At 36.7% G+C, this 26,387-nt stretch carries 23 protein-coding genes and 1 pseudogene; 7 read left to right on the top strand and 17 right to left on the bottom strand.

Annotated elements, in window-relative coordinates:
* Positions 1 to 43: 43 nt before the first annotated feature.
* Entirely contained in the window at positions 44 to 427 is a 384-nt protein-coding gene (locus OTG27_RS23860) for a YkvA family protein (RefSeq protein WP_268938334.1), read from the bottom strand.
* Between the two features lie 174 nt (positions 428 to 601).
* On the bottom strand, positions 602 to 1,420 hold the full coding sequence (locus OTG27_RS23855) for an alpha/beta fold hydrolase (RefSeq protein ID WP_268938333.1): 819 nt from the start codon (positions 1,418 to 1,420) through the stop codon (positions 602 to 604).
* Between the two features lie 273 nt (positions 1,421 to 1,693).
* On the opposite strand from OTG27_RS23855, the gene OTG27_RS23850 reads away from it, so the two are divergent.
* Positions 1,694 to 2,203, top strand: a complete 510-nt coding sequence (locus OTG27_RS23850; protein WP_268938332.1) for a DoxX family protein — start codon at positions 1,694 to 1,696, stop codon at positions 2,201 to 2,203.
* A 275-nt stretch (positions 2,204 to 2,478) separates the two neighbouring features.
* Here OTG27_RS23850 and OTG27_RS23845 read toward each other — a convergent pair whose 3' ends face one another.
* From OTG27_RS23845 to OTG27_RS26805, 5 genes and pseudogenes are all read right to left on the bottom strand, one after another.
* On the bottom strand, positions 2,479 to 2,961 hold the full coding sequence (locus OTG27_RS23845) for a DinB family protein (protein ID WP_268938331.1): 483 nt from the start codon (positions 2,959 to 2,961) through the stop codon (positions 2,479 to 2,481).
* A 438-nt stretch (positions 2,962 to 3,399) separates the two neighbouring features.
* Positions 3,400 to 3,966 (bottom strand): hypothetical protein, encoded by a 567-nt coding sequence (locus OTG27_RS23840; protein WP_239859428.1) that lies wholly within the window; start codon positions 3,964 to 3,966, stop codon positions 3,400 to 3,402.
* 284 nt (positions 3,967 to 4,250) lie between these two features.
* A complete protein-coding gene (locus OTG27_RS23835) occupies positions 4,251 to 5,522 on the bottom strand; it encodes an MFS transporter (protein ID WP_268938330.1) in 1,272 nt (423 codons plus the stop codon).
* Between the two features lie 85 nt (positions 5,523 to 5,607).
* Positions 5,608 to 6,362 (bottom strand): annotated as a pseudogene (locus OTG27_RS23830) (class I SAM-dependent methyltransferase).
* A gap of 129 nt (positions 6,363 to 6,491) precedes the next feature.
* Positions 6,492 to 6,788: a TIGR04104 family putative zinc finger protein gene (locus OTG27_RS26805; protein WP_374941286.1), complete on the bottom strand. Its 297-nt coding sequence runs from the start codon at positions 6,786 to 6,788 to the stop codon at positions 6,492 to 6,494.
* A gap of 465 nt (positions 6,789 to 7,253) precedes the next feature.
* Between OTG27_RS26805 and proC the strand changes: the two genes are divergently transcribed.
* Together proC and OTG27_RS23820 are read left to right on the top strand one after the other, a co-directional pair.
* On the top strand, positions 7,254 to 8,153 hold the full coding sequence (proC, locus tag OTG27_RS23825) for a pyrroline-5-carboxylate reductase (protein WP_268938329.1): 900 nt from the start codon (positions 7,254 to 7,256) through the stop codon (positions 8,151 to 8,153).
* A gap of 121 nt (positions 8,154 to 8,274) precedes the next feature.
* The gene (locus OTG27_RS23820; protein WP_268938328.1) at positions 8,275 to 9,333 is read left to right on the top strand and encodes a YkvI family membrane protein; all 1,059 of its coding nucleotides are present in this window, start codon (positions 8,275 to 8,277) and stop codon (positions 9,331 to 9,333) included.
* A gap of 422 nt (positions 9,334 to 9,755) precedes the next feature.
* Here the strand turns inward: OTG27_RS23820 and OTG27_RS23815 are convergent, their stop codons facing one another.
* The 3 genes from OTG27_RS23815 to OTG27_RS23805 all read right to left on the bottom strand — a co-directional run bounded on the left by OTG27_RS23815 (position 9,756) and on the right by OTG27_RS23805 (position 13,881).
* Complete coding sequence (locus tag OTG27_RS23815; protein WP_268938327.1) at positions 9,756 to 10,247, bottom strand: DinB family protein; 492 nt, start codon at positions 10,245 to 10,247, stop codon at positions 9,756 to 9,758.
* 637 nt (positions 10,248 to 10,884) lie between these two features.
* Positions 10,885 to 12,183: a CitMHS family transporter gene (locus OTG27_RS23810; protein WP_239859457.1), complete on the bottom strand. Its 1,299-nt coding sequence runs from the start codon at positions 12,181 to 12,183 to the stop codon at positions 10,885 to 10,887.
* Between the two features lie 846 nt (positions 12,184 to 13,029).
* On the bottom strand, positions 13,030 to 13,881 hold the full coding sequence (locus OTG27_RS23805; protein WP_268938326.1) for a MurR/RpiR family transcriptional regulator: 852 nt from the start codon (positions 13,879 to 13,881) through the stop codon (positions 13,030 to 13,032).
* A gap of 683 nt (positions 13,882 to 14,564) precedes the next feature.
* On the opposite strand from OTG27_RS23805, the gene OTG27_RS23800 reads away from it, so the two are divergent.
* The 3 genes from OTG27_RS23800 (at position 14,565) to OTG27_RS23790 (ending at position 17,151) form a co-directional block, all read left to right on the top strand.
* Entirely contained in the window at positions 14,565 to 15,245 is a 681-nt protein-coding gene (locus OTG27_RS23800; RefSeq protein ID WP_081395730.1) for an RraA family protein, read from the top strand.
* 20 nt (positions 15,246 to 15,265) lie between these two features.
* Entirely contained in the window at positions 15,266 to 16,159 is an 894-nt protein-coding gene (locus tag OTG27_RS23795) for a prephenate dehydrogenase/arogenate dehydrogenase family protein (RefSeq protein WP_063575014.1), read from the top strand.
* A gap of 542 nt (positions 16,160 to 16,701) precedes the next feature.
* The gene (locus tag OTG27_RS23790; RefSeq protein ID WP_063575013.1) at positions 16,702 to 17,151 is read left to right on the top strand and encodes a DUF1569 domain-containing protein; all 450 of its coding nucleotides are present in this window, start codon (positions 16,702 to 16,704) and stop codon (positions 17,149 to 17,151) included.
* A 505-nt stretch (positions 17,152 to 17,656) separates the two neighbouring features.
* On the opposite strand, the gene OTG27_RS23785 is transcribed toward OTG27_RS23790, so the two are convergent.
* Together OTG27_RS23785 and OTG27_RS23780 are read right to left on the bottom strand one after the other, a co-directional pair.
* Positions 17,657 to 18,952 carry an IS110 family RNA-guided transposase gene (locus tag OTG27_RS23785; RefSeq protein ID WP_268938325.1) on the bottom strand — a complete coding sequence of 432 codons (1,296 nt, stop codon included), beginning with the start codon at positions 18,950 to 18,952 and terminating at the stop codon, positions 17,657 to 17,659.
* 656 nt (positions 18,953 to 19,608) lie between these two features.
* Positions 19,609 to 20,241, bottom strand: a complete 633-nt coding sequence (locus OTG27_RS23780) for a type 1 glutamine amidotransferase family protein (RefSeq protein ID WP_187050109.1) — start codon at positions 20,239 to 20,241, stop codon at positions 19,609 to 19,611.
* A gap of 500 nt (positions 20,242 to 20,741) precedes the next feature.
* Between OTG27_RS23780 and OTG27_RS23775 the strand changes: the two genes are divergently transcribed.
* Positions 20,742 to 21,812, top strand: coding sequence for an SDR family oxidoreductase (locus tag OTG27_RS23775; protein WP_268938338.1), 1,071 nt, complete (start codon positions 20,742 to 20,744; stop codon positions 21,810 to 21,812).
* A gap of 34 nt (positions 21,813 to 21,846) precedes the next feature.
* On the opposite strand, the gene OTG27_RS23770 is transcribed toward OTG27_RS23775, so the two are convergent.
* From OTG27_RS23770 to OTG27_RS26560, 5 genes are all read right to left on the bottom strand, one after another.
* Positions 21,847 to 22,227: a winged helix-turn-helix transcriptional regulator gene (locus OTG27_RS23770; protein WP_063577596.1), complete on the bottom strand. Its 381-nt coding sequence runs from the start codon at positions 22,225 to 22,227 to the stop codon at positions 21,847 to 21,849.
* Positions 22,228 to 22,564: 337 nt separating this feature from the next.
* On the bottom strand, positions 22,565 to 23,794 hold the full coding sequence (locus tag OTG27_RS23765; protein ID WP_268938324.1) for an NAD(P)/FAD-dependent oxidoreductase: 1,230 nt from the start codon (positions 23,792 to 23,794) through the stop codon (positions 22,565 to 22,567).
* A gap of 422 nt (positions 23,795 to 24,216) precedes the next feature.
* Entirely contained in the window at positions 24,217 to 25,209 is a 993-nt protein-coding gene (locus OTG27_RS23760; RefSeq protein WP_268938323.1) for an NADP-dependent oxidoreductase, read from the bottom strand.
* A 104-nt stretch (positions 25,210 to 25,313) separates the two neighbouring features.
* Positions 25,314 to 26,246 (bottom strand): alkene reductase, encoded by a 933-nt coding sequence (locus OTG27_RS23755; RefSeq protein WP_307730172.1) that lies wholly within the window; start codon positions 26,244 to 26,246, stop codon positions 25,314 to 25,316.
* On the bottom strand, positions 26,188 to 26,313 hold the full coding sequence (locus OTG27_RS26560) for a hypothetical protein (protein ID WP_307730174.1): 126 nt from the start codon (positions 26,311 to 26,313) through the stop codon (positions 26,188 to 26,190). The genes OTG27_RS23755 and OTG27_RS26560 overlap by 59 nt, the downstream gene beginning before the upstream one ends.
* Positions 26,314 to 26,387: the final 74 nt, after the last annotated feature.

Here is a 26,387-nt window from a genome sequence, read left to right as displayed (position 1 = left end):
CTATAAGTGGTCTTCTTGTGCATCCTAGTGAAGTAAACACCCGTTAGTTCATTAAACGATAAATATATATAATAGCCCATATTATAATGAAGACCCAAATCATTACTATTAGTGAGCCGACTATCCAATTCTTCGGCTTACCCTTTTTCATCATTTCTTCTGCCTTAACTTCACAGTCGGTTAATACACTCTTTGGTATCATCTTTAATGCGATCATTATCCCTATTGGAACGAGAATTACATCGTCTAAGTAGCCAAGAATGGGTATAAAATCGGGTATTATGTCTATCGGACTGAATGCATAAGCCACAACACAAGCCGTAAATACCTTTGCATGCCAAGGCACCCGTTCATCTTTACAAGCAAAGTAAAGGATAAAAATTTGTCGTTTTAGACTCCTCGCCCAAATCTTAATTTTATCAAACATTTTTATCTCCTATAATTAAGCTTTTATTTCCATTATAACAATATAAGATTTACAAAGGATTGTTATTTCACTAACCTCCCCGTTCCATAAGAAATAGCCGCCTTCGATCCTATGCTAAAGCTACCTTTAGTTTAAGCACTATTCTTTCACAAACTTCAATTACTGCGTTAAATATTAGTTTTGAAACTCTTCAATTCTATCCAACCATTCATTTAATAGAGAGCTAAAAAGTTGTGGTTGTTCAATTTGTAAATTGTGACCTGCCATATCCAATACAGCAAATGTTCCTCGCGGATACTTGTTTGCTATGTCAAGAGCATCTTTATATCCAACCGAAGAGTCTTGTCTTCCTAACAGGAATACACTGGGTTTAATAAAATCAGACTGGTCAATCTTAAAAGAAAACCCATATTTATTCTTAACCTTATTTAGAAACCTTTCATCTCCAATTTTACAACCACTTAGAATTTCTTTGTTGTACCTTAACCATGTGTACTCATCAAGTATAATGTTGTTATTTTTAAAATCTTCTAATTCACCCGTTGATAAATTTTCAATAAACTTCTCATCCGTTCTCATTACTTTATGTATCTCAACTGTTCTATTTTCTGGAAGAGGGATAATAAGAGGACATATAAATGCTGCACCAAGTATTTGTTCTTGATGCTTTTCAATAATGCCCCTAGCTATATAGCCACCGTAAGATTCCCCAGCAATTACGTACTCTTGGTTAGGAATTACAGCTTGAATAAACTCTAAAACAGCATCCAGCATTTCATCAGAACTACTTATTTCGTTATATTCTTTTGTTAATCCCATCCCAGGCAGGTCGATATAAATACGTCGCCACCCCTCCCTATTAGTAAATATTGGTTCCATACAACCACTCATTAATCGATGGTCCGGAGAATAACCGTGTATCATTAAAATTGGTCTTCCTTCCCCTAAATCTTCATAATAAATTTCTGCTTGGCGAACTTTGCAATATGCCATATTAATCCTTCTTTCTATAAAAATCATTTTAACTAACAGTACCTATTCTCTTTTTGTTTCTTCAATTCCTTCTTCAACTATCCTCCCTCTATAAACATTATGTATCAACGATTTGCACCACTCGGTATATTAGGGAATTTATTTTTTTAATCATATTCCATAGTTGTTTGGGCCTTTTTTTACATATTCTTCACATAAATGATAATGAAAATCATTTTCAATTATGTTATTATATATCTTAGTACTTTTTATTTGAACTATTGGGGGAAAAACATGATGATTGATGCTCTAAGACAAAACAAAAACATTTCTATACTCTTAGCTGTATTACGTGTATATATCGGATATACGTGGATTATGGCTGGTTGGGGGAAAATAGCAAGTGGACAGTTTGATGCTTCTGGCTTTTTACAGGGTGCGTTGGCCAACGCAACAGGAGAACATCCGGCAGTTCAAGAATGGTGGGTGGTATTTCTAAAAAATATAGCGATTCCTAATATAGAGGTATTTAACCTCTTAGTTCCTTGGGGAGAACTATTTGTAGGTCTAGGTCTATTAATCGGTTGTTTTACAAAAACAGCAGTGTTTTTTGGAATGGCGATGAACTTTTCTTATATGTTTAGTGGTACTACAAGTACAAACCCACAACTTGTTTTATTGTCAATGTTTATCCTAGTTTCTGCTATGAATGCAGGAAGATATGGGGTAGATGGTATAATTATGCCAACTCTTAAAGAAAAACTATTTCCTAACAAAACAAGAGAGATAAAAGATGCTGCTTAGTTTTTTAATACGTAGATTCGAAAGATCGCCAGTATAGGCGGTCTTTTTTGCAATCTTCTTGTTGAACAATCCTGCCCCTTTAGTTACGTAAGAAAAGGCTGCCTTAAAGACAGCCTTTTTCAGCTAACGCACCCGTTACTTTAAATACAATTCTTCACAAACTGATTTGCTTAACAAGACTGAGTAGCAGCAGAACATCGAAAAGGCGATTTCTAATTGAAGGATTTCACTCAATATATATAGAAACCGACTAAATTAATATCTTTTTGAATTATTTATTTGGAATGAGAGGAAAGACCCCGACCTATAAGGTTTGCAGAAACAGGCTTTTTCCCTAATTCCCTTGCCCAAATTGATAATTGCCCTATATGGTGAATTTCGTGAGCAATAGTATGTCGCATTATTTCACCCCAAGTATCCGTCACAATACTTCCATCTTGCAAGGTATCATAAAATAATTGATTTTCCATACTAGCATCCCAGTTGTTCACAAAGTTTTCCACTTCTAAATGAAATTCAGCGTCCAATTTTCGAACTTTGTTCAAGCTTTTATAACTATCGAAACTCTCGTGAAAGTCGGTTTCACCTTGTAAGAGACGTATCCAGCTCCATTCGACATCAACAATATGGAAAAGTGTATGCAATATACTTCCCATTCCACCCGTTCGGTTCCACAGAAGTTCTTCATCACTTAACTCTTCACACCAACGATACCAGTCTTCTCTTACCATCCAGTTATATTTAAAAAAAGTTTGCAAAAATGCCCCTCCCCATTTAGAAAATAAATTAACTGTTAAAATACCATTAGCGCAATGCCTAAACATCGTTAAATATTACTATTTAGGCAAACATAGGTTGAATTCCTTTTTCAACAATCCTGCCCATATACCAAATTGCTTTGCCTTAGTTCCCAAAATCAAAGCCACTAAAAATCCAATATCAAAATAAAAAAATCGATATCCTTAAATCTATATTCGGTATCGATCTGCCGAAAAAAAAACCAGTATTGCAGCTATAACTAAACAACAGTCAATATCAAAGGTATTGCTTCTTGTTTGTTCAATTTTCTTGTATTTTCCAAAACTTCTCCCCTCCCCTCACAATGTCAAAATTCACCTAAATGAAAAAGAACAATTTTTATACTTGGAATAATAAAAATAAAAAGCCCTTCTCACACGAGAGGGGCTTTTTTGTTATTAATATTCACTTACAGAATAGCTTTTGTATGTTAACTTGTTGTTTTCAAAAACCGTATAAAAATCTGTGTCATTAGTGTCACTGTAACGGCTCCAGGTATAATCCTTTTGGGTAATGCCGCCATATGTATATGTTGATTCCAATTTCATATATTCACCTGTGATAGATACCGTTTGATTATAAGTCATTCCTTTTTTTACATTCGTATATTCATTGTAAGTTATACCATTTTTAATAGGAGTAAAGAAATATCCTTTGGCTGTTTTTGTATACTTGACCCACTTTGTTCCTACTTTATCATAATCTACAAATGTTACTGTAGCATATGAAAAGTTTTTATTTGTTGCATATGGAGTTAACGTTACAGCTTTAGTTGTTTTTGCATTAATTGTATTACCTTTATAATCTTGAACCTTATAGGTAGTACCTACTAAGGCGCTCTTATAGAAAGTTGAACCGATCGGCTTTGTTACTGTTGCAGCTTCTCCTTTATTTGCTCCAACTCCTGCCAGTAATCCTAGAGCTAATACTCCTACGGTTAATGCCTTTGCTAGTTTTTTCATCATAATTTCTCCCCCAACCCGTTAGTTCTTATGAATTTATAGTACATTTGTAGTATTCCTATTATTATTATAATCTACAGATTGCTCAACAATCAATGCTGCAATAATTATGAGGTGGTAAAATTTCTCCAATGCTATTGCACAAAACAGAGTACCCCTTCGAGGATGGAGGGGATTTTTTGTATGGCAAAAAAGGGGCAAACGTTTCAAGCGTTCCAAAATGACCTTCAAAAGCCATTTCCTGTACGATAGGAAATGACTTTTTTTACTTATTATATGGCTTCTTTTTATTTTTCACTTCCCCGAGACCAGATGACCACTGGAATCAATAATAAAGATAATAACCCTCCGATAAATGATAATGCTGTATAACTTGAGCCGGCCACAATCATTCCAGATAAGGCTCCACCAGAGGCTCCTGATAATGCAATTAAAACATCCACCGTACCTTGGGTTTTAGCACGATTCGAAGTGTCAGTTGAATCAACAATAAGAGCCGTCCCACTTATTAAACCGAAATTCCATCCTAATCCAAGTAAAGAAAGGGCAATAACTAGGAGAATCATAGAATCGCCTGGTGCAATCGCCGATATTAAACCTGCCAGAAGCAGCGTAGCTCCAGAGGCAATAGCCATGGCAGTACGGCCAAACTTATCAACAAGGACACCTGTAACCAGTGAAGGAAGATACATGGCAGCTATATGAAATCCTATAACGAGACCTATTTCACCCAAGTCATGTCCATGATGTCTCATATGAACTGGCGTCATGGTCATAATGGCCACCATTACAATTTGAGTAAGAACCATAATTGCCGCACCAACAATAATTCCTCTTTTGTTTACCATTTGTTCAGTATCAGCCGAATATCCTAATCGATTACTTTCTTGTTTGGACGCTTCTATTGCTCTTGCTATAACTAATGGGTCCGGGCGAAGTAAAACGAAAAGGACAAGACCTGCCAAGATAAATGCTGCCGCTGATAAAATGAAAGGACCAGCGAGTGAAGGAACGCCAATAGAAAGAGCAAAATCCCCCATTACATTCACTAAATTCGGACCGGCAACTGCACCAAATGTTGTAAACACCATGGTAATACTGATGGCAGTTGCTCGCTGTTTATTGTTAGCCAAGTCCGTACCAGCGTAGCGAGCCTGTAAATTTGTCGCTGTTCCTGCACCATAGATGAGCAGGGAAGCAAATAAAAGGAAAACGCTATTTATGATGGCTGCCGTTATGACTCCTATCGCTCCAAGCCCACCTATCAAAAAACCAGCTGTTAGACCTGTACGGCGACCGTAACGTTGAGAAAGTCTCCCTACGATTAAAGCAGCCACGGCAGATCCTAAAGTAAATAAACCCGATGGAACTCCAGCAAATGCATCTGTGCCAAGCATTTGTTGTGCAAGAAGTGCCCCCACCGTAACTCCAGCCGCTAACCCGGCACCGCCAAAAATTTGTGAAATACTTATAATAATTAATGTACGTTTGTATAACATTTTTTGTTTTTCTTGAGAATCAGCATAACTCTGGTTCATTTGATATGTTTTACTGGACATTTGCTAAGACCTCATTCATCATTCTGTAATTTCCCCCCACCGTGTACACCTTCCTCTAGTTGATTTTATAATATTTTTATAACCTTTACTTTTTTAGTTTAAAAACTATAAAATCAGCACATCTGAAATCTTCTTCAAATGAAGGATATTTTTCTAATATCTCTTTTGATGGCTTAGGTTCTATTATGCTTTCTAAAATAAAACCTGTTTTGATTAAAGTGTTTATATAACTTGTTAATGTTCTATGAAAGAATACCATTTTTTCTTTATCACCTAAACGTTGTTCATGCACACTTCATAAAAATATTTATCTACGTTCCAATGCAGTTTTTTACCATCCTTTGTTTTTTCCCAACCACTTTCTGGAGTAACAAAACAAGGATGTAAAATCGAAAATATAAAACAGCCTCCATCTACTAATAGACGATACATTTCCTGAAATGCTTTTTCGTAATCTGCAAGATCTTGAATGACCCTATTGGATACTATTAAATCGAAACTTTTGTCCTCTAAACAATTCAAGTCCTCACAATTACCCTGCCTATAATCAATTAACAAATCATTCGGGGTTCTTTCCTTAGCAATTTCTATCATCCGTGATGAATAATCCACAGCCGTTACAGTCGCTTCGGACCTCGCTAACATTCGACTTAAATACCCCTCGCCACACCCGGCATCTAAAACATTTTTATTCCTTACTGTTTCCATAAGTGATAATAAAGTTGGATTTAAAAAAACTTCTTTATGAAGGTCTCCTTGCTCGGTATGATTTGCAGAATATGTATCCGCGAAACTATCCCACCTTTTAATCGCTTCTTCTGTACCAATATTCTGATTCATGTTGACTCCTCCCTGTTCTTTTGCTTTAAATTCATTCCATCACCCGATAAACTTCTTCTAACCTGCCCCGATAGTTGCATTAAGAAAAAGCTGCCTTAAAGACAGCTCCGATCTTTTGCCAGTGCATGACTACCACATCTGTTCGTCCTTGTTACTTAGCTTATATATAAATGGCATCAAAATAATCACTAAAGCATACGCAACTATTTCAAAAGCTAAGACATAACCTTTAGGTACACCATATGGTATTAACGGTGCAATCAATAAAGATATAAATATAAATTGGCTTAATAGCATTCTTGTTTTCTTGGAAACGTATTGGGATGAATCACAGGATGAACATCTTAACTTCTTTTTAAAGGTAAACATTTTAAAAAAGGCCTCTATCCAACCCCATTTATAGCCACATTGCTGACAGGTTGGCAAGCGCAGCAAACTCCTTTCAATTAAATCAATATTACAAATTATATCATTTATTCCTAAACTATCCTGACTAGTTTGTTGTATAAAGAAAAAGCTGCCTTAAAGACAGCTCCGATCTTTTGCTAACACACCCGTTAATTTAAGTACAACCCTTCACAAAATAACTTTGGAATAGGAAAAAGAGGTGCCGCAGTTACCCGCATTGTTCAACTCAGCTCCATATAGTTCAATAATTTTATTACGTTTTTCTTCCTAATATAACCGCAAATACCCCGATTACAGCCGATTATCCTTGATTAAATGACCTGACTGGCATGTAAGCCCCAAATGATAACGCTTCCCTTCACTATCTCGGCCTTTTCCTTGTGAATGTCCTCTCTTCCCTTGAATCTAAATCTCAGCATGTTACGATAACAAGGTTAAAAAATACGAACGGAATTACGAACAATGAACTTTTAGGAGGGCATAATGTTGAGAGATAAAACTGTTGCATTTTTAGGAGCCGGTTCGATGGCAGAGTCGATGATTTCAGGAATTGTGCAGATTGGGAGCATACCAGCAGAAAGAATTTATGTGACAAATCGCAGCAATCAATTACGACTCGAGGAAATGCATCACGTGTATGGAGTCCATGCGGTCCATCAGGATGCATTACCTTATGAAGAAGTTGATTTCTTCATTTTGGCAATGAAGCCCCAGGGAGCAGCAGATGCTCTTGATGCACTCAAAGATAAAATAAGAGTGGATCAAGTTGTAATTTCTGTTTTAGCGGGCATTTCCACTGAATTCATGGAAAATCATCTACAGCCTGGACAGCAGGTTGTGCGGTTGATGCCAAATACGTCGAGCATGATCCGGGAGTCGGCAACCGCGTTATGTCCGGGAAGATATACAGCGATGGACAACGTGATAGCAGTGAAAGAACTGTTAGGCTGTATGGGAAAAGTGTTCTTAATTGAAGAAGAGCATATGGATATTTTTACAGGAATTGCAGGAAGCGGACCTGCTTACTTCTATTATTTAATGGAGCATATGGAACACGCTGGCGTTAAAAAGGGGATGGATGAAGCGATGGTCCGTGAGATTGTCGCCCAAACGATTTTAGGCGCAGCCAAGATGATTATGGTGAACGACGAGACACCGGCAAGTCTCAGGGAGAAAGTCACTTCACCAAATGGAACGACAGCATCCGGACTTGATGCGTTAAGGAAAAATAATGGCGGCAGAGCCATTTCACAGGCGATTCATCATGCAGCGAAACGTTCGAAAGAGCTGAATGAAGAGATGGCAGTAGCGTACGGGAAATCGACTAATCCCCCGAGAGTACTGGGGAACTTCAGTACCATAAAAGGACGGTGTCTAAGTTAATCATCTCCATAAATACACCATGGAGCTCCCTTAGGAAATTATATGTATCAAAAGATGTGGTTATCAAATAACACTCCTATCAAATAGTTAAGAAATAAACGTTATAAAAACGGAGGACAACATGAAGAGAATCCTTAAGATCGCTAGCGCTTTTATCGGAATTCTAGTCGGAGCAGGGTTCGCCTCAGGACAAGAAACCATGCTTTATTTTGTAAGCTTCGGGAACTTGGGCACAATTGGAGCTATCATTTCAGTCGCTATTTTTGCATACCTTGGAATGATTCTGATGAAGCTTGGCAGTCGTACACAAACAGATTCGCATCAGGAAGTAATTTATAAGATTTGTGGTCGCTTTCTCGGCTGTATCATTGATTATGTTCTGAACGCCATCCTATTTGGTATAGGAATTGTCATGATTGCGGGGTCAGGCTCGATCTTTGATCAGCAGTTCGGATTACCTTCCTTTATAGGAACCATTCTTATGACTGTTCTTGTTATGATAACAGTTATGCTGAAAGTCGACCGTGTGATTAAGGTAATTGCATCCGTCACACCATTTCTGATTCTTGTCGTACTTTTTCTATTCATTTATAGTATGTTTACAATGAATTCATCGTTTACGTCACTTGAACCACATGCGCTGGAACAAAATTCAGCTGCGGGACATTGGCTTATATCTGCAATAAACTATATTTCAATAACCATTGCAATGGGGGCTTCCATGACACTTGTTATGGGTGGAAATGAACCCGATGAAAGAATATCATCCATTGGAGGGCTTACAGGAGGGATCGCTTTAGGTCTACTTCTTATAATTAGTCACCTTACTATTTTCTCAAATATTAATACTGTATCGGACTTGGATATGCCCATGCTGGGAATCGCCAACAGTATTTCACCTCTCCTAGGTATTTTGTACTCTCTCGTTCTGTTCGCTATGATTTTCAATACGGCAGTCAGCATGTTCTACTCATTTGGAACACGCTTTTCAAATCCGCAGACCACAAAATTTAAAGTAATCGTTATTTCATCACTGTTGATAGGATTTATAGCAAGCTTCTTTGGCTTCACTAAACTTGTTTCCTCTCTCTATCCAATCTTTGGCTATATGGGAATTGTTCTTATTATCGTTCTCATCATTACTCCATTCCGAATGAGTCGATTAACGAAAGAAAATTAAATTAGGATTGTTTAACCAACCTTTCTACTCATGTGTAGAAAGGTTTTTTTGAGGAAATTCTTGTATTACCTCTCTTGTTTTATCAATATATAATTCTTCCTTATTCGCGAGGTGTGATAACTTCTGATAAAAACATTTTTTAAATTAAAATTGTTTATCGCTGTTTTGATGGCATCTTGCTAACCAATCATCCCAAAAATCCGATTCTTTAAAAAAATCACTTTACCTTCTTGCAAAGGATTTCTTTCATATTTTCCTCCTACCAATTTGATGATGCTTATTAAACTAACCTGCCCCGATAGTTCCATAAGAAAAAGCTGCCTTAAAGACAGCTCCGAACTTCAGCTAACGCACCCGTTAGTTCATTAAGAAAAGCGAAACTTCTTCAAGAATCGCGCCCTTACTAATGAATATTGATTTGACTATACTTCGACAACATCCACTTTCCAGCTCTTTTGCAGTTTTCGAATATAGATGATTTGACCAATGTGATATGCGTTATGAGTTGATGCATTTCCAAGTATTTCCGACCACTTCGCAGGCTCAGGAAAGCCATTTACTTCACTTTCAACTTTTTCTTCCGTTAATAAAATTTGCCATTGTAATAGCACCTCTAAAAGTCGTTCTTTTAAGTCATTAAAATTTTTATTTTCTGGAATGATAAAGCTTTTATTATTATCACCTATGGAAGGCACAGCATTGACATGAGATTTTTGGTACCTGGTTTGCCATGTTTCATTCCAATAAAGCAGGTGCTGCACAATTTCAACAATACTATTACAATTTTCATTAGGCTTCCAAAACGCTTCTTCCTCTGACAAGTTTTTAACAGAGTCAGAAAATGGAGGGTACCAGCTAGGATCATTAGCATTAGCTAATAATTGATCGGATAATACGTCTTTTGCATGAAACATGCTTTCCACACTCCTATTAAATTTTTTCTTTGAATCCAAAAGAATGTAAAAATAGTCATAAATTGAATACCTAGTTCTATTTATTCTCTTGATTAAAGTTAATTCCCTTTATTATTTTTCATAAGAAAAGCGTTTCTATTTTAGCCTATATAAAAATTACAATCTGGCTCAATTGTTGAATAAAGATCAAACAGTACTCTTCAACTATCCTGCCCCGATAGTTCCATAAGAAAAAGCTGCCTTAAAGACAGCTCCAATCTTCAGCTAAGGCACCCGTTAGTTTAAGTACAAAATTTCACATACATTTTCAGTTAGATTAACCCCATACTTTTTCTATGCAAAAGCTATACCGTATTCACTGTTTTTTTAGTAAAGATCAGCAAAAAAAAAGAATTATTCTTCTCCATTACCCATTGCTATACCAAGGCCTACTAAGCTTCTTGGACTTCTTTTTTTAAAAGCTTTTGTACGCTGCTTAAGCCTGGTGCATTAGAAGTTTATTAAAAAGTAAAATCAACTTTAGTACTTTATAAATAAGCGTGAAATAAAATAGTTACAATAATAAGTAATTCTAGACCAATAAAAGAGAGAGCTATTTTGAAATACTAGCTCTCTGCAATTTATTATGTTTATATAATTAAATGGATAGTACTCCGAACAATACACCAACAATTATCATAACTAATGCTGTACCTACCGCATACTTGGCTGTAAAGCGAATATGATCACCTATTTCTATACCAAGAAGCCCCATTAATATATAGATAGAACCTTGGAGTGGACTTAACAAGTGCAAGGGTTGTCCTAATAAAGAAGCTTGTCCAACTTCCATCGGATGGATACCGAAGTTGGCAGCTGTTTCTGCCATAATCGGAATAATCCCGAAATAAAAGGGAGCATTCGCCATGAAAAATGTAAATGGCATGCTTATAAGGGCAACAATGACTGTTAATTTTGGTCCGAGAGAGTCAGGAATAACTGCTATTAGGGTATCTGCCATCGCGCTAACCATGCCAGTACCATCTATAATCCCAGTAAATACACCTGCTGCAAATATCATGGAGACAACAGTTAATATATTACCTGCATGTGCGTGTAAGCGATCCTTCTGGTCCTGCAAGTTTGGATAATTTACAATCATAACGATGGCAAAGCCGAGCATGAATAACGCAGGCAACGGTAGGAAGCCCGTAAGTAAAGCTGCCAATACTAAAATCGTAAGGCCTAGGTTAAACCAAAATAATTTAGGTCGTTTTATTGATGAGTCCATTCCTACCTCAACTGCAGCAGCAATTTCTTCTTCGTTAAAAGCTTCAATATTGATAACTCCTAATCTCTTACGCTCACGTCGACCCAAGAAGTAAGCCACTCCTAAAATCCATAACACACCCGCAATCATAGAAGGAATGATTGGCAAAAGCAAGTCTATTATATCCACTTTTACCGCCGCCGTAGCTTGGGCAGCTGGTCCCCCCCACGGTAACAAGTTCATAACCCCCATCGCCAATGCAGGAATGCAGGCCAAAATGAGTTTATTCATACCCAGTTTATTATATAAAGGAAGAAAAGCTGTTACTACAATAAGGTAGGTAATAGTACCATCACCATCTAAAGCAACTACCAATGATAAAATTGCAGTGCCCAGTACAATTTTTAATGGGTCACCGCCTACCATTTTTAAAATTCTTGATACTAGTGGATCAAATAATCCTGTATCAATTAATACACCAAAATAAAGAATGGCAAAAATAATCATAATAGCAGTAGGAGCTATAGTCTCGAGACCTTTTAACATCATCGGTCCTAAATCCGTAAACCCTGCAATTAGCGCAAAAACGATTGGAACAACCGTCAGTGCACTGAACGCTGATAAGCGCTTACTCATGATTAAATACATAAATACCACAATCATGGCAAATCCCAGAAATGTTAACATAGTATGCCCCCTCTTTATCTTCCCTGAATTTTTAGAATACTTGTTGAATACGTTATTTCGAATCATATATGAAAATTTTCTATAGTATAAGTTAGCACTGCTTAATGACTATTAACATCATTTCATTGTAAGGGTTTACAAAATTGACATTATTGAATTCCCCTATAATTGTTGCTATGAACCATATCTTGAAGTACTAGTAATTATACATCCAATTGATCATTAGATCCGTTAAGATAATATTACCAATACGCTGGTATCTTGCTCTTTTAATAGTCTCATCTGATTTTTACAGTTTTAAATTATTCACTTAATTACACCTCTTTTTCATTTTAAATTTTTTTATGAATCACCACTTTAATTAAAGAGTGCTCATTACATGTAAGAAATTTTTCTAATAGTTAAAGTAACATAAAGATCATTTATTACCTTTAAACAAAAAAACTCAAAAAGATAACGTTTTCAAAAACCTTTAATTTTAAAAATAAAGCAATATTCGGTGATTCTTAGATTCCAATAGTCATTCAGCATATTATAATAATTACTTTTACTGAAATATTCAGACATGTACTGGTGAATATTTTTAACAAAACCAGAAATTGGAGAAAACTAACTATATCCCTAAGAATTATTGTCCTTTTTGTAGTAATATTTTTTACCTTTATAGTTTATGTTGTAATATTTTTAACTATTAAAAGCATACTATCATGGATGCTTATTAAAAGTAAACCTTTTTTTATCAAGCAGAGAGTAGATGATGGTGAGTAGGATATCTGGTTAAGAAGAAGTAAAAAGGTGATAGGAACAAGGATTCAATTGAATCCTTGCTCCTATCACCTTTTAAATTTAATCACTATAGTGATAATTCATTTTGGTAAGAATTGAATTAATTTCATCAAGACGATTTTTGGTTTTTTCAGGATAATTGATGGCTATGGCGCTTACAAGATAATCTGCTACAAGCATAGATGCTATTGGTGAATTATGAAAAGCGATACTACTAGAATTACATGGCAAGACTAAATCTGAATACTTAACTAGAGGAGAAGAATAACTATCAGTAATAGAAATAATTTGTGCGTTATTGTCTTTAGCTGCCATCGCGAATTCAACAATTCTTCTAGCGTATCTTGGAAAAGAGGTTGCGATGACTAAATCCTTCGAAGTAAAATTAATTCCTTTATCAACCCAATCGCTTAAATCAGCAACAATCAATTCACAGTTTCCAAGTAGACGATTAAGTCCAAAAGTTAAATGTTGTGCCACTGGTAATCCACTTCTCACACTGGTACAAAATATTCGATCTGCAGACACAATCATTTCCACCGTTTTATTTAAACTCTCCGTGGAAATCATCTCTACTGTAGATTGAATATTATTGAGTTGACTTTCTGCAGAGCGAATCCACAAATCACTTTCATTTAAATCTTTTAAATTTGTCTCTAATCTAATTTGAGGAGCTGCTCTATTACGTAAAAGTTCCTGAAGTCCCTTTTGAAATTCAGTATATCCCGAATAATTCAGACTAAAAGTCAATCTCATAATGGTGGTAGTACTAGTTCCTACAATTCCAGCCAACTGATCAACGGTTAAAAAAGCGACATCCACAGGATTTTTAATAATATAGTCCGCAACTCTTTGTTGTGTTTCTGTTAATTCTGATATCTTGTTTTTTAATTTTAATATTGGGTTTTCCATAAGATTCGCTCCAATTGAACATATTATAGTGTAAATTTTATATTTTTTTATTCTAATAAAGTATTTATTACGATATTTAATTGAATTTTATCATTTTTATTTATTAATGTAAAAAAGAGTCCCTTAAATAAGAGTATTAATAATTTCCTTACCTGAAACTTCTAGAACGTATCCATAAACGTATGCATGATTACTTCATAAGTAGTAAATAAGATTAATTTCTTTTAGCACTTCGGAATAAATGAGCTAATAAAGGTGATTGAACCTTTCAAGTTAACAATCTAATTCGCTTTCTTTGTTCTTAAGCCTTTTTTCTTCTTAAAATTCAGTTTCTTTTCAATGTCATTAAAAAAAAAGGGTTTACTTTAATAAATAACGCTGTTAGTATACATTTAAGTTATTAGTAATAAATATTACCCCCAAACAAGTTTCAGTAATATTTATTACTATAAAACTGAAGTTTAGAAAAATAGTGGATTTTCCAATGACCTACAAATCTTTTTTTGTCAATAAACTTAGAAAAATAACGTGACAAAGTGTTGAAGAGACAGGAAATACACTAAAAATTATGTAATTTTTGAAAGCGTTATCTTAGTTGATTGTACAGCAAAGATAACAAGTTACATTTAGTAGCTAATTGTTTAGTTAATGGAAACATAAAAAAGTAAAAGGAGTGTATGTCATTGAGTAACTTAGCACCGTTATTGTCGGAAGAAATTATCGAAAGAGCAAAACGTCTTAACACTACACTTATATCAGATGCGATGGGATGTACAGGTTCTATGGATTATAAAATAAAGCCTGTAGCACCAGGTATGAAAGTAGTTGGTACTGCTCTAACTGTAAGCTTAAGACCTGGAGATAATTTGTTCCTTCATCAAGCTATCTATGATGGGAAAGAAGGTTATGTATTAGTTGCGGATGGAAAAGGACATACTTCAAACGCCTACCTTGGAGAATTGATGGCAGGAGCTGCGAAAGCCATTGGACTTGAAGGAGTCATCATTGATGGATTAGTTCGTGATAAAGAAACACTTAGCGAATTAAAATTTCCTATTTTTGCAAAAGGATTTATTCCAAACGGTCCTCTTAAAGATGGTCCTGGTGAGCTTCATAAACCTATTTCTTGTGGAGGGGTATCCGTAATTCCAGGGGATTTGATCATTGGTGATGATGATGGTGTTATTGTGGTTCCAAGAGACAAGATTGAAGTGGCTCTTTCTAAGGCAGAGAAAAAACTAGATTATGAGAAAACGCGCATAGAAACCATTACAGCTTATGAAACAACCCGCAAGCAAGGCAAACCAGAAGGAAGCATTGAACCTCCTTGGTTGAGAGAACAAATAAAAGCGTATGGACTATAAAAAGAAGGGAGAACTTTAGAATGAAATTAGGTTTTATTGGATTTGGAGAAGCAGCCTTTGAATTATCCGTCGGATTAAAACAAGAAGGTTTAGAAAAGATCCTGGCTCATGATGTCATGTTAGACCATCCTACTTTCGGTCCGCAAATAAAAGAACGGGCTATACAAGCGCAAGTGGAGCTTCATTCTAATCCCGAGGGCGTATTAAATGAAGTTGATGTAGTCATGGTAGCAGTACCAGCAGATAAAGCTTATGAGGTTAGCGAAGTGTTAAAACTTCATCTGAAGAAAGATTGTATTTACGTTGATGTATCGGCTTCGACTCCTGTAGTAAAACAAAATATTAACAAAAACATTCAAGAAAAGAATGCATTTTTTGTCGACGCAGCAATGTTAGGGCCCTTACCGGTTTATAAACATAAAGTTCCTATTTCAGCAAGTGGCAACGGAGTGGATCGGCTTATCGCATTAATGACTCCATACGGCATGGATATAACTAAGGTGAGTGAGAATCCTGGCGATGCTTCTGCTATAAAACTGGTCCGTAGTATTTATATGAAGGGAGTAGCCGCCCTTTATCTAGAGTTGTTAGAGGCCGCCCATGAATTTAATATAGAAGAATTGGTTTTAGATTCGATAAGTGAAACGATGGATAGCAAGAGCTTTAAAGAAACCATGAATCGATTAGTAACGGGAACGTCTATTCATGCATTAAGAAGATCAATTGAACTAGATGGTTCTATCCAAATGTTAGAAGCTTCTAATCTTAATTCAGTCATGTCTAAGGCAGCAAAAAACAAATTAGAAAGATTAGCTACATTCAATTTGAAAGAGAAGTTTAAAGGTCAAAAACCGGATTATTGGTTAGAAGTCATTAAAGCATGCAAAGAAGAGAATACAATTTTAAGTAGTTAAATGAAATAAGCTATATTACTATTATGGGGTACCACCATTGTTACATGGTCCTTTGTGCTTCGAATCAAAAACACCGCCCCTTGGATTTTACATTATCTACCTAAGAGAATATTGATTTTTAGTGTGACAATTTTTTGTGATGGTAAATTTGTTTATTTCTCCAATGCTATTGCACAAAACAGAGCAACCCTTCGAGGATGGAGATTTTATAACTGAACTTCAATTTTCAAGACCCAAATTATAAAAACCTTAATAAATAAAAGAGAGCACATATTAACCATTTATAATATGTACTCTCCTTTTTTCTTTTAGTGAACTATCGCACCCGTTTGTTTAAGTAAATTCCTTCACAAAACTTGTCATTTGCCATTTCTATTATCACAGGAATGCTGCCTCTATTAGCTCAACCAACAGGACTTCAATCCCTCTTGAAACTGAAACAGTCCCCCTTTAGCTTAGAAGGATAAAATAATGTTGACGTTGAATATACATTAAATAATCAATTACTGTTTTAAATCAACAAAATTAGAGGAGTTATTCTAATGAATAATATTTTTGAGGTCTTGTTTACAGAAGAAATTTTAAAACGTATCGACAACTTAAGCGCAAATTCAAAACCATCATGGGGAAAAATGGATGTCGCACAAATGTTAGCTCATTGCTCATCCTTCCAAGACATTGCTATGGGCTATTCTATGCCTCCAAGAGGTTGGTTAGGGCTATTAATAGGTCGGTTTGCAAAAACCATGTTTTATAATGACAAGCCCCTACCGCATAATATGTCTACTATTCCAACCATTTTAATAACCGATAAAAAAGATTTTGAAATAGAAAGAGAAAGATTGAAAGAAAAAATTACAACCTTCCAAAAGAATGGACCAGAGGCTTGTACAAGTCACCCACATCCTTTTTTCGGAAGACTTTCTTCCGAGCAATGGGGACATGGAATTTATAAGCATCTTGACCATCATTTAAAACAGTTTGGGGTTTAGTAACGGTAATTTAATTATGGACGAAAATCAACAATCCGGTAAAACTGGATTGGATAATAAGGTTTGAGCTTTAACCATTACTGGTTTCCTTATTGAACTAACCTCCCTCAATAAACTAAACACAATCTCACGATTGCTCTAGAATTCTTAGGATTTCATAGTCATATCATTAACCGTTATCTATATAAGCTCGGCATTACTCCTCAAGTATAGGGATTAATCGAAAAAAGTGTATGCTAAACTAGCCAATTATAGGAAAAAATTGGTTCAAGCAATGTTATGATCGCACTTTTGGATATCCACATGTCTCATGGAGGTCAACCCTCCCATGTCTCACAGAGTCGATGCTCCTACATTCCTTCGTTCAACCTTTCCATGAGGTGGATGTCGGTCATGCTGCCCCACAGGATCTAAGTCCTCACGTTAGTTGCTTTGCCGACTAATCCGTGCTTCACTTTTAAATGAGTGTTAATTAAATGACCGTGCAACCTTAAAATTCAATGAACTATGCGACTGTTTGATGTACTACAAATGTTGCCATATGAGGGATATCCTTTAACATCTTGTCTTCTTGAAACTTAAATTGTTTTTTACCGATTGAAAACAGAATTCGAATAAGCTTGTTACACAAGGCTATCAGAGATTGCATTTTCTTTAAGGGATTGTGAGAACGTGTTGTGTAATATATATGAAGAGCTCTAAAAGCCTTGTTCTTTGCCACCAGTATCATGGCTGCCCGGAATAAGAGAGCCCTTAATTTCTTTCGTCCCCGTTTGGTAATCTTGGTCTGACCTTTGTGCTTTCCGGATGTGTTTTCTTTTAAACTTAAACCTGCTAATTTTACGATTTGGCGAGGATGTTGATAGTCCCTGAGGTCGCCGACCTCTGCAAAAAACCCTGCTACTGTATCTCGACCGATTCCTGACACCTCTAACATCTGTGTGACGCCTGGGATATGGTCTAATAACTGATCTAATTGATGATCTAATTCTTCGAATTTCATTTGAATAAAATCATACTTCTCTAGTAAAGCTCTCAACTCTAATTTCGCCATAGCTGCCCCTTGACGAATACCAATCGAACGATTGGCTACTTCTTTGAGTGCTCGTATCTTCTTTAAGCCTATACTGCGTTTTACCACTTGTCTTAAGGAAAGCAAGAGCTCTTCATCCGTATAATTTACAAGTTCATGTGGCAAGGCTTCTAGCTTTAGAAAATGAATAGCTGCCTTGCCTTCCCAACTTTTGAACACTGTCAAAAATTCGGGAAAGTAACGATCAAGCCAGTTATGAACTTGTCCTTGAACAACCTGTAAGTCAACGTTGAGAAGGTCGCGAAGTTTTTTGGCCACTCGGAGTTCTGCATAAATTCCTTGTGGAATTGTTGGTTCGGCGTATCTTCCGTCTTTGACTAATTGTGCGATGACTTTTGCATCTTTCACGTCATTCTTTGTAGGTGAATTATCGTCTAATTCTTTACTTCGTTTAACATGTAGTGGATTGACAGATACGAACTTAATATTATTCTCCTTTAGAAGATGAGCTAGATTTAACCAGTAGTGACCAGTTGGCTCCATGCCTACAATCACTTGATTTAACTTACACCCTTTAACAAGTTGGGTAATCCAATCTAGAAACGAATGAAATCCTGCTTTCGTATTTTCAAAGAAACACGTTTTACCTAGTTCCAATCCTCTAAAATCCTGTGCTCTCGCGACATGATTGTGCTTGGCTATATCTACTCCGACAATTAAGGTTTCAGAAGTAATTTGAGAGATTTTATGATTTTGGTTATAATTCATGGTGAGACCTCCAAATAGATGTATTGTCCTTTTTAGCTGGCCAGCTCAGGACACATTCATCTTATCAAGAGGTCTTTTTTCGTTCAAACCTCATTTTCAGTTATTACAGGAATGCTGCCCCTTTAGTTGCAAAAAGAAAGAGCTGCCTTAAAGACAGCTCTGATCCTAAGCTAAAGCACCCGTTAGTTGATTAACATTAATATCCTTTAAGATATATTTTACCGAATGTGGTTTGCATAAGGGTCGTATATCCCTGTTAGCAATAGAACACCTGCTGATAAAATTAACATTCCAGTTATTAACATTCCATAACCAACCATCTTGTTATTCTTTTTACGTGAAAACACACCAAATATAACGAAGATTATCGCAATAGGAATTAATATAAGTCCTAACCCAATATTCACCCTTTTTTCAACTCCTTATATATCCATAATAATGTAAACTAACCTGCCCCGTTAGTGCCATAAGAAAAAGCTGCCTTAAAGACAGCTCCAATCTTCAGCTAACGCACCCGTTAGTTTAAGTATAATCATTCACAATCTCTATTAACTTCTCTAAAGTTTTTAAGTTATGTACAAAAACTATACTTTGACATCGCACAAAGTATGGAGATTATTTCAAGTAAAATAAAACTGCCAAGTTGATTTTTAAACTCACTTATTTATTGAGTTCATTAGTTGGAAAAAGTATTCAGGTTTGTGAGTCTTATTTAGGTTATACCACGAATGTAATGTATCTGGTGTAAATACATCTAATTTTTTCAGTACTTCCATCGCAAATTCCAAAGGAGCTACTCCTGATGCAGTAACCAAATTTTCACCAGTTACGACAGGTTCCATCTCATAAAAGTTTTCTCCTTTATAATTAGGACAGACCATTTTAATATACTCTAAGCTATTGCTTGTATGCTTTCTAGAATCTAGATATCCCATATTCGCTAGTCCCTCAGTTGCACCACAAATAGCAGCAACAATAGTGCCAAGCTTTAAAGCCTCGCCAATTTTTTTCAAGATAGATTGATGAATAGCTTCTCCCCAAGTATTCCCTCCAGGTAGAATTACAAGATCTTTACTATCAAAGTTACATTCATCAAGAGAAATATCTGGTTTTATACTTAGTCCCCCCATCGTAGTAATAATTTCTTTATTCGCTCCTACTGTAATTACTTTTAAAGGTGCTAAATCCTTTTTGAAATATCTTCCTGAATTTAGTTCCGCAATTAAATATCCATATTCCCAGTCTGACATTGTATTAAATACATATAGATAAACTTTTTTTATTTTCATCCACTAACACTCCAATCATAATTTTCATAGTTTATTTTTCCACATCAAAAGCTACTCCACCAAAAAGAACGTATGTTCCTTTTGGTGTAATTATATACCATAATTAGCCAATAGTCTATTTCTTATTGAACTATCCTGCCCCTTTAGTTTAAGTACATTTCTTCACAATCTCAAAACGTGCTTTTCAATTAAATGGCCCGATTGCGGAGGATGGAAAAATATGAAAGAGCTGCAAAATGGCTTCTAAGTTATTTTACTAACCTTCCCGTTAGCGCAAGAACGAATAAGAGAAGTGAAAGGATCATATAACAATTTAGTAAATTAGCATTATTATAAAATGATGGCTTTTTTGATGTTATTAATACAAAATATATGTCTTATAAGCACTCCTGGATTACAAAAAAGTGCTTATGGTACTTCAAAGTGCGTACTTCTCAAGTGTGGTTTTTTGATGCAAAATAACAGTGAACAAAGCACAATACAGAAGGAGCTGAAACACTATAAATAATGAATCTCAAACAACACGCAAAGTCGCCTTGGTCGTAGGTGCAAATGGTGTTATCGGACGCAACCTTATTGATCACCTCATTACTCTCCCTGACTGGAACGTGATCGGCGTATCGCGTCGAGGCGGAGAGTCTGTCGGCCGTGTCCGGTATGTGGCTGCGGATCTACTCAATATAGACGACACCCGCGAGAAGCTAAACAGTTTAACTGAGGTAACACACATCTTCTATGCCGCCTATCAGGACCGTCCAACTTGGGCCGAACTTGTTCCTCCCAACCTCGCCATGCTAGTGAATACCGTAGAAACGATAGATCCAATCGCGCCGGGTTTAAAACATGTCAGTTTGATGCAGGGATACAAAGTATACGGCGCACATCTCGGCCCGTTCAAGACCCCTGCCCGTGAGACAGACGCTAACCATATGCCACCCGAGTTCAATATTGATCAGCAAGATTTCTTAGAACAAAGGCAAAAAGGAAAGGCTTGGACTTGGTCGGCGCTCCGTCCTTCTGTAGTCTGCGGTTTCTCGCTTGGAAATCCGATGAACCTCGCCATGGTTATTGCGATCTACGCCTCAATTTCGAAGGAGCTTGGAATTCCGCTACGGTTTCCGGGCAAACCAGGTGCCTATGACAGCCTCTTGGAGATGACAGATGCGGGGCTTCTCGCGAAGGCAACAGTATGGGCGGCGACTGAAGAGCGTTGTGCTAATCAGGCATTTAACATCACTAACGGCGATCTGTTCCGTTGGAATGAATTATGGCCGAAGATCGCTCACTACTTCGGCTTGGAGACGGCGCCTCCGCTGCAGATGTCACTGGACGTTGTCATGGCGGACAAGGAGCAACTCTGGAACAAAATGGTCAAGAACCATGGGCTTGCCCGGCACTCCTATCAAGACGTATCCTCCTGGCGATTCGGTGATTTCGTGTTCTCTTGGGATTACGATTTCTTCGCCGACGGAACTAAGGCCCGCCGCTTAGGTTTTCACGAATACGTCAATACCGAAGCGATGTTTATGAATATCTTCGACGACTTCCGCAAACGTAAAGTTATCCCGTAAACAAAAAGCCGGCCTTGTATATTAGGTCGGCTCCTTATATGTTATGTACGTCTTCAAGCTGTAGATTGGCTAGGACGGTAGCTCTTCCCCCGTACTTTCTCTCTATATGCGAATCCCCCCACCTACACATCAGATGCAGGATCTCCTTTAGACTCCAGCCGTAGTCTGTTAACTCATATTCGACTTTTGGTGGAACCTGATTGTAAGAAATGCGCAGGATGACGCCTTCCTCTTCAAGCTCCCGAAGTTGCTGCGTTAACATTTTTTGAGTAATTGCGGGTATTAAGCTTTTCAATTCATTGTTACGTTTCTTTCCAAATGTTAGATGAAAGAGAATTACGGGTTTCCACTTTCCTCCAATCACCTCCAAAGTTGCCTCTACCGCAGTGTTGTAAATCTTATTAGGATCCTTCATTACACACCTTACCTTCCTTTTAAGAATATTCCGACACAGGTCACTGGTATACATCATATGAATTGGAGCAATTAAATATCCGTCCATCGGTCCATCCTCCGATAAAAACACCTGAAATAACAATACTTACTATCCCAACAATAAGAAAAACTGAAACATTAATAACTCCCCCTTGTAGGCTCTTATGTATTTACATTACATATTATACCGTGGGATTAATTCGGTTTATCATTAAAATTTCTTGCCCCGTTAGTAAAATAAGTACCTTATGGATTGCAATGCACCTATTTGTCATATTATTTTTGTACTTGAATCACTTAATTTCTAAAAATCATTGCTAGAACGACTGCATAATTCGTGCGATTTCTTTTTCTAAAACAACGGGCTCGTTTGCGTAATTGTAAATCCCTAAAAACTTCTCTATAGCCTCTGGATGGGAACTGATTAGCTTGTTGACAGCATCCTGTTGTTCAGATATACGTTCATTCTTCGAAATTTGGCATCCCATGTGAAACCGAACCATAAACTCATCTTCTATTGCCTTTTGATATTCTTCAGACATTTGATTTGATTGATTGGATCGTCCCTTATACTTCAATAGAATATCGGATAATAAACGTGCTCCACATATAGCATCATGGATACCCTGCGCCATGCCAGGATCTTTAAAACAAACTGCATCCCCAACCAACGCCCAGCCTTTTCCCATTCCTTTATACCAGTAATTATCATATCCTAGAATGCCTTTGACCGGTTCTACTAGGTCTGCATTTTTCAAGCGCGCCCCAATTGTTGTATTCGGAAAGTTATCCGTTAAGAAATTGCGTAGACAGCTCTCCGGATTTAATTTCAACCGTTCTATCAATTCCTTATTTTCTAATGGGAAAATGCCGACAACAACATATAAATCATCATTCGTCGGAAAGAGAATGGCTGTGTTATCTTTTATCTTGTATACTTCAAATTTAGGGACATTATCGTGGCGAAATCCAGAGAAATACCCGAAATAGATGCCGACTGTTGCCGGAATACTTATTTTGAGTTCACTTTTTACCAGCTTGCGAATAATAGAGGAACGGCCGTCTGCTCCGACTACCAGGCGAGCTAAAAATTCTTGTTTCTCGTTGTTGCCGCCTAAACCTTTCACGCCTATCACTGTTTCGTCGTCACGAATGACATCAGTCACACGAAATCCTTCTAAAACGGTTACATTCATTTGAGATTTGGCTTTTTCAAGTAGGATATGATCGAGATAAGTTCTTCTAATACAATAACAACTGTCCTCTCCGTAAACCTCGGGGATGAGACCTTCTATCACGGTATCCTCAAATTGAAATTTAATATCCCGTACCGGTGGTGCTTTTGTTTCCAATAACTTGTCCAAGACACCTATTTCTCGAAGAAGAGCGACAGTATTATTGAAAAAGGTATGGGTTGATAATGTGTCCCTTGGAAAAGTCGATTGGTCGACTAACAACACATGGAAACCTGACTTAGCAAGATAGATTGCCAGGGTAGAGCCGGCACATCTAGCACCGGTAATGATGACATCATAAGTCTTATTCATCGTATCACTCCATTTTTAAGTACAATTATTAACTTGCTTATCCATTAGCAGACTTCTAAAGTTAATGCTCCTATGAATTAAAGTAATGAGGGAAATTGATAAGAATATACTACATACATAAATTATGGAAGTTAAAACCAAATAAGTAAAGAGAATTCCAACCTAAAAAGTCGATCTCCTCTACGTTAAGGAATCGACTTTTTTACTTCTTCTTATAGAACTCCCTCAGTTAATTAAGTATTTCTTACGATTGCTCGCTTATTCTTTTTTCTTCTTATCCCCCTCTCACTAGAGAATCAAAAGGAAAGTAGTGAAATTATAGCATGTCTTATTCAACCTGACCCGTTAGTTCTATTAGCAACCTCGATAAGTTAAAAAAATAAACCTTTCTACCTAAGGAAAGGTTTGTTAGATAAGACTGATTATTTCAATTTAAGTATTATTTTCCCCTTTGCTCTTCCAGTCTCTGCATACTCCAATGCTTTTTGGGCATCTTCGAAAAGAAAGATTTTATCAAGTGTAGGCTTAATTACTTCTGACTCTAACATTTCTGTTAAAATTTTTAACTGCTCTCCACTATGCTTCATAAAAAGAAACGTGTATTGGACATTATGTTTTTTTTCTAGCTTCGTAAGTTTATAACTTGCAATGGAAAATAAGGTTTTTTTTAATGAACTAAATCCGTTTTCTTTAGCAAAGCGACCATTCGGGATTCCAGATATAGAAACAATCTTTCCTCCTTTTTTTAATGTTACAAATGATTTCTCTAATGTCGCCCCCCCAATGGTATCAAGAACTGCGTTGTAGTCACGAATCGAATGTTCCAACTTTTCTTTCTTGTAATTGATAACTTCGTCAGCGCCAAGAGATCTCACCAAATCAGTACCATCACTAGCTGTAGTTGCGACAAAAGCACCCATATGTTTTGCAAGTTGGATAGCAAATGTTCCTACTCCCCCTGAACCTGCATGTATTAATATTTTATGTCCTTTTTCAATTCGCAGAATATCATGCAAAGCTTGGTAGGATGTCAATCCGACTAGAGGGATGGAGGCGGCTTCTTCAAAACTTAAATTTTTAGGTTTTAATGCAATATCTTCTTGGTTAACAGAGAGATATTCAGTAAAAGTTCCCATTTTATTTACTCTAGGTCGACCATATACCTCATCACCGACTTTAAACTTCGTGACACTAGTACCTACTTCAACAATTTTTCCGGAAAAATCGTTTCCTAAAATTAAAGGCATCTTGTATTTCAATAATAATTTTAATTCACCCTTACGAATTTTTGTATCAAGAGGATTTATACTTGCCGCATATATCTCAACTAAGACCTCGTCATTATTTATTTTGGGCATAGGGAAGTCAAAAAAATTTGGATTTTTACCGTAGTTTTCAATTGCTAAAGCTTTCATTATAATCCTCCACATTTTTATTTAACGCACATGTATCTTTTCATAACGAACCCTAAGAAAAAAGATTATGAATATCCCTGGATGGGATATTCATATTAAATAAATTATTTTAAGAAAGGATAATCTGTATAACCTTCTTTTCCCCCTGCATAGAGCGTGTTTATATCAGGTTCGTTTAGGGGAACACCTGATTGAATCCGTTCTGCAAAGTCTGGATTAGCTAGTACCCAAGTGCCTACTGTGACAATATCTGCAAGATTATTATCTACATCAAACGAAAGTTGATCTAGAGGACGGCCTGGACGGTTAACAAGAAGTGATTGATCCCAAAGTTGACGCACATCTTTTAGGAATTGCTCGTTTCCGAAGTGCATTAAATGCAGATATGCAAGGTTAAGCTTATTTAATTCACTTATTAAATAGCGATACATCTCAAGGCTATTTTCCCCCTCATCAATGCCTTGCAGTGTTCCTTGAGGAGAAAAACGGATGCCTGTTCTTTCTGCTCCTATTTCATCAACAACTGCTTTAGCTACTTCAATAGCGAATCGAGAACGACCCTCAATCGTACCACCGTATGCATCTTGACGATGATTGGAGTTTTCACTAAGGAATTGTTGGATCAGATAACCATTCGCTCCGTGAATTTCAACTCCGTCTGCACCAGCTTCAATTGCTGAACGTGCTGCTAAACGAAACTTATTTATAACACCTTTTATCTCAAGCTCACTCAATTCTCTTGGTGTTGGAATTTCTTTCATTCCTTCTGCCGTGAAGATTTCCATACCAGGTGCAATAGCTGACGGTGCAACTGCTTGGCGGTGGTGAGGTGTGTTATCAGGGTGTGATACACGTCCCACATGCATAAGCTGAACAAAAATATGACCGCCTTCACCATGAACTTTAGAAGTTACTTTTTTCCACCCTTTAATATGATTTTCTGTATAAATACCAGGTGTATTAGTGTAACCTTGCCCATCATCTGAGGGTTGGGTTCCTTCGCTTATAATTAAACCGACTGAAGCACGCTGGACCATAGTACTCTGCTATTAAATCGCTCGGTGTACCATCTGGTAAAGCTCTACTTCTAGTCATCGGAGCCATTCCTATACGATTTTTCAAGTCAATGTTTCCGATACGAACTGTTTCAAATAATCTGCTCATATGAATACTCCTTT

Source organism: Peribacillus sp. AS_2, from assembly GCF_026891895.1.
Classification (GTDB): Bacteria; Bacillota; Bacilli; order Bacillales; family DSM-1321; genus Peribacillus; species Peribacillus frigoritolerans.
The sequence above is the reverse complement of the archived record's forward strand: the minus strand, read 5'-3'. Positions and strand labels throughout refer to the sequence as shown.

Coding starts and splice junctions, on each gene's coding strand:
- OTG27_RS23860 (WP_268938334.1), bottom strand. CDS start 427: ATGTTTGATAAAATTAAGATTTGGGCGAGGAGTCTAAAACGACAAATT.
- OTG27_RS23855 (WP_268938333.1), bottom strand. CDS start 1,420: ATGGCATATTGCAAAGTTCGCCAAGCAGAAATTTATTATGAAGATTTA.
- OTG27_RS23850 (WP_268938332.1), top strand. CDS start 1,694: ATGATGATTGATGCTCTAAGACAAAACAAAAACATTTCTATACTCTTA.
- OTG27_RS23840 (WP_239859428.1), bottom strand. CDS start 3,966: ATGATGAAAAAACTAGCAAAGGCATTAACCGTAGGAGTATTAGCTCTA.
- OTG27_RS23835 (WP_268938330.1), bottom strand. CDS start 5,522: ATGTCCAGTAAAACATATCAAATGAACCAGAGTTATGCTGATTCTCAA.
- proC (WP_268938329.1), top strand. CDS start 7,254: ATGTTGAGAGATAAAACTGTTGCATTTTTAGGAGCCGGTTCGATGGCA.
- OTG27_RS23820 (WP_268938328.1), top strand. CDS start 8,275: ATGAAGAGAATCCTTAAGATCGCTAGCGCTTTTATCGGAATTCTAGTC.
- OTG27_RS23815 (WP_268938327.1), bottom strand. CDS start 10,247: ATGTTTCATGCAAAAGACGTATTATCCGATCAATTATTAGCTAATGCT.
- OTG27_RS23810 (WP_239859457.1), bottom strand. CDS start 12,183: ATGTTAACATTTCTGGGATTTGCCATGATTGTGGTATTTATGTATTTA.
- OTG27_RS23805 (WP_268938326.1), bottom strand. CDS start 13,881: ATGGAAAACCCAATATTAAAATTAAAAAACAAGATATCAGAATTAACA.
- OTG27_RS23795 (WP_063575014.1), top strand. CDS start 15,266: ATGAAATTAGGTTTTATTGGATTTGGAGAAGCAGCCTTTGAATTATCC.
- OTG27_RS23790 (WP_063575013.1), top strand. CDS start 16,702: ATGAATAATATTTTTGAGGTCTTGTTTACAGAAGAAATTTTAAAACGT.
- OTG27_RS23785 (WP_268938325.1), bottom strand. CDS start 18,952: ATGAATTATAACCAAAATCATAAAATCTCTCAAATTACTTCTGAAACC.
- OTG27_RS23780 (WP_187050109.1), bottom strand. CDS start 20,241: ATGAAAATAAAAAAAGTTTATCTATATGTATTTAATACAATGTCAGAC.
- OTG27_RS23770 (WP_063577596.1), bottom strand. CDS start 22,227: ATGAAGGATCCTAATAAGATTTACAACACTGCGGTAGAGGCAACTTTG.
- OTG27_RS23765 (WP_268938324.1), bottom strand. CDS start 23,794: ATGAATAAGACTTATGATGTCATCATTACCGGTGCTAGATGTGCCGGC.
- OTG27_RS23760 (WP_268938323.1), bottom strand. CDS start 25,209: ATGAAAGCTTTAGCAATTGAAAACTACGGTAAAAATCCAAATTTTTTT.
- OTG27_RS23755 (WP_307730172.1), bottom strand. CDS start 26,246: ATGGTCCAGCGTGCTTCAGTCGGTTTAATTATAAGCGAAGGAACCCAA.
- OTG27_RS26560 (WP_307730174.1), bottom strand. CDS start 26,313: ATGGCTCCGATGACTAGAAGTAGAGCTTTACCAGATGGTACACCGAGC.